The 5,430-nt window shown below is 35.0% G+C and carries 5 protein-coding genes and 1 pseudogene; all 6 read left to right on the top strand.

Annotated elements, in window-relative coordinates; translation table 11 throughout:
* A partial coding sequence (locus tag MVY38_RS01735) for a class I tRNA ligase family protein (protein WP_297482847.1) occupies positions 1-797 on the top strand: 797 nt, incomplete at its 5' end.
* A gap of 34 nt (positions 798-831) precedes the next feature.
* A complete protein-coding gene (lptE, locus tag MVY38_RS01730; protein ID WP_297482846.1) occupies positions 832-1,323 on the top strand; it encodes an LPS assembly lipoprotein LptE in 492 nt (163 codons plus the stop codon).
* 12 nt (positions 1,324-1,335) lie between these two features.
* The gene (locus MVY38_RS01725) at positions 1,336-2,880 is read left to right on the top strand and encodes a GGDEF domain-containing protein (protein WP_297482843.1); all 1,545 of its coding nucleotides are present in this window, start codon (positions 1,336-1,338) and stop codon (positions 2,878-2,880) included.
* A gap of 2 nt (positions 2,881-2,882) precedes the next feature.
* Positions 2,883-4,031, top strand: coding sequence for a bifunctional folylpolyglutamate synthase/dihydrofolate synthase (locus MVY38_RS01720; protein ID WP_297482842.1), 1,149 nt, complete (start codon positions 2,883-2,885; stop codon positions 4,029-4,031).
* On the top strand, positions 4,024-4,932 hold the full coding sequence (locus MVY38_RS01715; RefSeq protein ID WP_297482839.1) for a M23 family metallopeptidase: 909 nt from the start codon (positions 4,024-4,026) through the stop codon (positions 4,930-4,932). Before MVY38_RS01720 ends, MVY38_RS01715 begins: the two co-directional genes overlap by 8 nt.
* A 13-nt stretch (positions 4,933-4,945) precedes the next feature.
* Positions 4,946-5,430, top strand: a pseudogene (locus MVY38_RS01710) (transcription-repair coupling factor); the annotation flags it as partial.

Below are 5,430 nucleotides of genomic sequence, written 5' to 3'. Positions count from 1 at the left end.
TTTTTACAAAAGTATTTCGTGATTTAGGCTATCTTGATTTTGATGAGCCTTTTGATAAGCTACTTACGCAAGGAATGGTACTTAAAGATGGTGCTAAAATGAGTAAATCAAAAGGAAATACTGTTGATCCTGATGCTATTATAGAAAAATATGGTGCAGATACAGCGAGACTCTTTATACTTTTTGCAGCTCCACCAACACAAGAGTTAGAGTGGAATGATAGTGCGGTCGATGGTGCTTATAAGTTTATTAAAAGATTTTTTGATAGAAGTATCAATGTTGTGTCAACAGATACTAAACCAAAAATTAATCATGCTTCTCTATCAAAAGAGGAAAAATTCGCACGCAAAAAAGTATATGAAGCGCTTCAAAGAGCAGAAGATGTTTATAATGAACGCTATACTTTTAACACGATGATAGCAGGTGTAATGGAAGCTATGAATGCACTTAATGCACAAAAAAATGCAGATGTATGGAGTGAGGGTTACTGGATTTTAAGTGCAATTATGGAACCTGTTATTCCTCATACATGTTGGGAAATTTCTCAAAAATATTTCAACTTGAAAAACCTTGCTCCTCAAGAGATAGTTGAAGAGGTCTTTGTCGAAGATTCTCTCTCTCTTGGTGTCTCTATAAATGGAAAAAAACGAGGCGAGATTGAAGTGGCAGCAGATGCAAGTAAAGATGAAATTTTGGCTACAGCAAAAGAGAGCGTGGCAAAATGGCTTGAGGGCAAAGAGCTTGTAAAAGAGATTGTTGTGCCTAAAAAACTTGTTAATTTCGTTGTAAAGGGTTAAGTTGCACTTTTATCCACATTTTTATAAGTTTGTAGTGCTTAGTATTATTGTAGTTTTATTAAACGCATGTGGATACAGACCCTCTTCAAAATACGCAAGAGAAGTGCTTGGCAATCGCATAAGTACCGATGTTGTTATATCTTCACAAGACCCTGAAAATACGGTTGTAATTAAAGATGCGGTGGATACAGCACTTGTTGAGATATTTCATACATCATTAACAAGCTTAAAGTATGCAGATACACATCTAAATATTGCGCTGAATCCACCATCATACGCACCAATTCAATACAATGCGGATGGTTTTGTTATTGCATATCGTGCTACAATTACGCTTCATATTACTAGAGAGAGTAAAGATATTAAAAAACATTATGTATCTCGTGGTACTTATGACTTCGCTGTATCACCAAACGCAGTGTTAACTGATCAAGAGAGATTTGATGCTATTAAATTTGGTTCAGCCAAGGCAATTTCATCATTTATTGCTCAAGTCTCAGCCGAAGGCTCTCGCATAGAAAGATAGGAGAAGAGATCGATGATGATTAAAAAAATTATTAATAATGCCTTAAAACGCCTAAAAGCAGAGGGGAAGTTATTAACGCCTGATTTTTATGCAGAAGCCTTTTGTAAAGAGGCGAAAAAAGCAAATATGAAGGTAGAAGATTGTGAGCATTTAGAAAACTCTATACAGCTGCTCAATAAAGATCTTCAAGCAGATTTGCGAAATTATCATATAAAGACAATAAAAGAGTTTGTCCGTTATGTGGTGACAAAGCTTAATCGTACAAATCCCACACAATGCACAAAAATTTTAGAATCTCAAATTCTTCTTACAAAGCGTATATTGCAAGTTGCAGCTGTTTTACACAACAAAGAGATAGCCTCTTTGTCTCGAAGCACTATAGAAATTATGGAGTCAACTTCACAACCCCAACAGTTAGACTCTCTTCGACAGCAATGGGTGAACTTCATTACAACTTATGATGACACATTTTTACAAGAGCTCAAACCTTATGGAGCAGTAGATAGCTCTGATTTGCGTAAAACTATTACGGGCTTAGATATAAATATATCCCAAGATAGCAAATCAAAAGATGAATTAACAAAACTTGCAAGACTGCTTGTAGCCTCTTTTGTTCCCTCAATTGCTTCAAGTGTAAATGATGAAATAGCCTCTGTTAGTGATAAGTTGAGAAATAATCCTGCTATTTTAGAATCAGACACAATTGAGAACGAAATAAGGTCGATTATTTCGCTAAGAATTGCACTTGATAATAAGACAGTCAAAGATATGGTCGGTTCAATAGATGGCGTTTTAGATAAATTATCTCTGCGTTTAATTGCTATGATAGAGAGTTCAGATACATCTAATTTGGAGATTCAAGAGATAAAAAAAGAGTTAGAGTCTTATAGTGAAGAGTCAACTACAAACTTTAAAGTTGCACATAAAAAACTCTTTACTATTGCCGTTGCTTTAGAAAAAAATACGCAACTTCTCAGTAGTGAACTAAAAGGTCATTCAATGGAGGTAAAACTTCTGAGTGATCGGGTGAACAGTTTAGAAAAAGAGCTTGAAAATGCAAAAAAAGAGTCTCAAGAAGATTTTTTAACCAAACTTGTAAATAAACGCGCACTGGACAAGATGATTAAGGTTAAAGATGCCGAGTATAAGCGTTATGGGCGTAACTACTCTGTAGCAATGTTTGATATAGATCACTTTAAAAAAGTGAATGACAATTATGGACATGAAGCTGGTGATGCTATTTTAGCTGCCGTTGCAAAAATACTTAAAAATGACTCTAGAACAGTTGATATAGTAGGGCGTTTTGGTGGAGAAGAGTTTCTGGCAATTTTGAGCGATACAGATTTACAAGGTGGTGTAACTTTTGCACAAAAAGCAAGAGAGCATGTCCAAAAAGCCCGTTTTGTTTATAAAGGTAAACGCATAAAAGTAACCATTAGTGCTGGAGTAAGTGAGCGAAAAAATCATGTTTCAGCAGAAGCTACGATTAATTCTGCCGATGAGTATCTTTATAAAGCAAAACACGAAGGTAGAAACCGCGTGGAGTATAAAAAATAGTTGTGTTAGAAAAATTTTTAGAAAACAAACCTCTCTATTATGATGAAATTGACTATACTCGTATGCCTAGAATTTATGCAAAGATTAAAAATAGAGTAAAAATTCCTAAAATTATTCATCTCGTGGGTACAAATGGAAAAGGGACAACAGGACGCTTTTTGGCCACTGCTCTTTACTCTCTTGGCTTCTCTACAGCTCACTATACTTCTCCACATATTTTAGAATTTAACGAACGCATTTGGTGTAATGGCAAAAATATTGCCACGCCAGAGCTAGATAAAGCGCATAAAGAGTTGCTCCAACTGCTCTCTTTAGAAGATGCAGATGCTTTGAGTTATTTTGAATACACAACTCTTATAGCACTTTTGTGTTATCAAGAATGCGATTATATAGTCCTTGAAGCTGGTTTGGGAGGAGAGTATGATGCGACTGCTGTATTTGATAATATACTTACTTTAGTAGCACCAATAGATTTTGATCATGAAGCTTTTTTGGGTACAAGTATAAAAGAGATAGCTACTACAAAGCTAAACGCAGTCAAGTCTGCTGCAATTTTAGCGCTGCAACCTCATAAAGAAGTTTATATCGTTGCAGCAGAGATTGCAGCGAAAAAATTACTTAAAATTGTTCCATTTACAGAGTATCTAAACGCAGCAGATGAGAAAAAAGTCACTCATATTACAAAAGAGCTTGGACTTGTAGAGTATTTGCAAGATAATCTCAAACTTGCCATTGCCGCATTGAAATTTTTAGGTATTGATTATGAAGCTAAGAACTTTTTTCATGCAAAACTTTTTGGAAGACTCTCAAAATTAAATGAAAATATTTACCTTGATGTAGGACACAATACATTGGCTGCAAGCTCTATTGCAAAGGCACTACAAGGGAAAAAATACAGACTTATATACAATAGCTACCGCGATAAAAACTATAAAGAAATTTTGAGAATTTTAAAGCCTATTGTCAAAGAGGTCGAAATCATTGCAGTTAATGAAGAGAGGATCGAAGAGTCTGCTCTCTTAAAAGAGACTCTTAGTGACTTAGGGATTAAGCATAGTGATTTTAGCTCTATAGATTCAACACAAGAGTATTTGGTTTTTGGCTCTTTTAGTGTGGCTGAGACCTTTTTAAGGAGTTATTATAATGGATAAGCATTTTACAATTACGATTCACGATGAAAATGGAGTGAAGAAATTCAATGTCCATAAACTACTTAAAAAGTTCTTTTTTTATCTGTTGGCACTTCTTATTAGCATAGGATTAATGGCGGTTGGTACAATTTTATATCTTAATTATAGTGTAGATAAAATCAGTGCAAAAAGAGCAGATGTAGAAAAAGCTTATAAAAATTTACAAGCAGAAGATCTGCTGCTTCAAGCAAGTATGCAAAAAACGAAAAAGAGTCTTAAGGCAAAAAAGGAAGAACTTGAAGCCGTTTCTGACTCTCTTACAGAGATAGAAGAGTTGATGGGACTCAAACCAATTGCAAATGCTGATTTGCAAGAGCGCGTCAACATTACAAAACTCACTTCTCAAGAGCGTGCAACACTTTTAGAACTCATTCCAAGTGGTTCTCCTGTGCTATATTATGGTATCACGAGTAAATTTGGTTATAGAATTAATCCTATTACGCACAGAAGGGAGTTTCATAAGGGAACTGACTTGAAAGCGAAGTTACATACTCCTATTTATGCAACTGCCAATGGTATTGTTGAGTGGTCAGGTTATCATAAACGCAGTGGGTTTGGAAATCTTATTATACTAGCGCACTCTTATGGATTTAAAACCTATTTTGGGCATTTGAGTAAAGTTGTTGTCAAATCAGGGCAGTTTGTTGCAAAAGGAGAACTCATAGGTTATACTGGTAATTCTGGTATGAGCAATGGTCCTCATTTGCATTATGAAATACGGTTTTTACAGCGCCCTTTAAATGCTTATTGGTTTATTAAATGGACACAAAAAAATTATAATCAGATATTTGAAAAAGAGAAAAAAGTACCATGGCAGTCAGTTTTTGAAGCTATGAGTAAGATTCAAATAGTAAAAAAATAGATAAAGAAGTTTTATGTCACAAGCAATTTTATACAATTATTTTAAAACAGCGAAAAAAGAGTCACCCTTAGAAGTGCTTATTTGTGAGGATGCAAAAGAGGCAGCTTCTTTAGAGACAGTAGCAAAATATTTTAAAAAAAATGTTGTTGTCTTCCCTGATTTTCGTCCCTCTTATGGGGATGATTTGCGCTCCTATAAAGAGGAACTTCATGAACTCTTTTTTGCTCTAAGAAGCTACTACTCTGCAAAGAAAAAACCTCTTGTTATAGCACCTCTAAAGACACTACTTTTTCATCTGCCAAAAGAGGAAATACTTGGTGCTACGAGTTTAGAGTTTGGTACAGAGATTGATTTGACTGCGTTTAAAGAGCAGATGCTATTTTGGGGATACACTTTTGTTGATATGGTACAGGTGGAGGGAGAGATCTCTTTTCGTGGCGATATTATTGACATCTATGTCCCCTCTTCAAAAAATCCTATTCGTATCTCTCTTTTTGA

The sequence above is a fragment of the Sulfurimonas sp. genome (genome assembly GCF_027056685.1).
In the GTDB taxonomy this organism is placed as follows: domain Bacteria; phylum Campylobacterota; class Campylobacteria; order Campylobacterales; family Sulfurimonadaceae; genus Sulfurimonas.
This window is presented reverse-complemented; position numbering and strand designations above follow the sequence as displayed.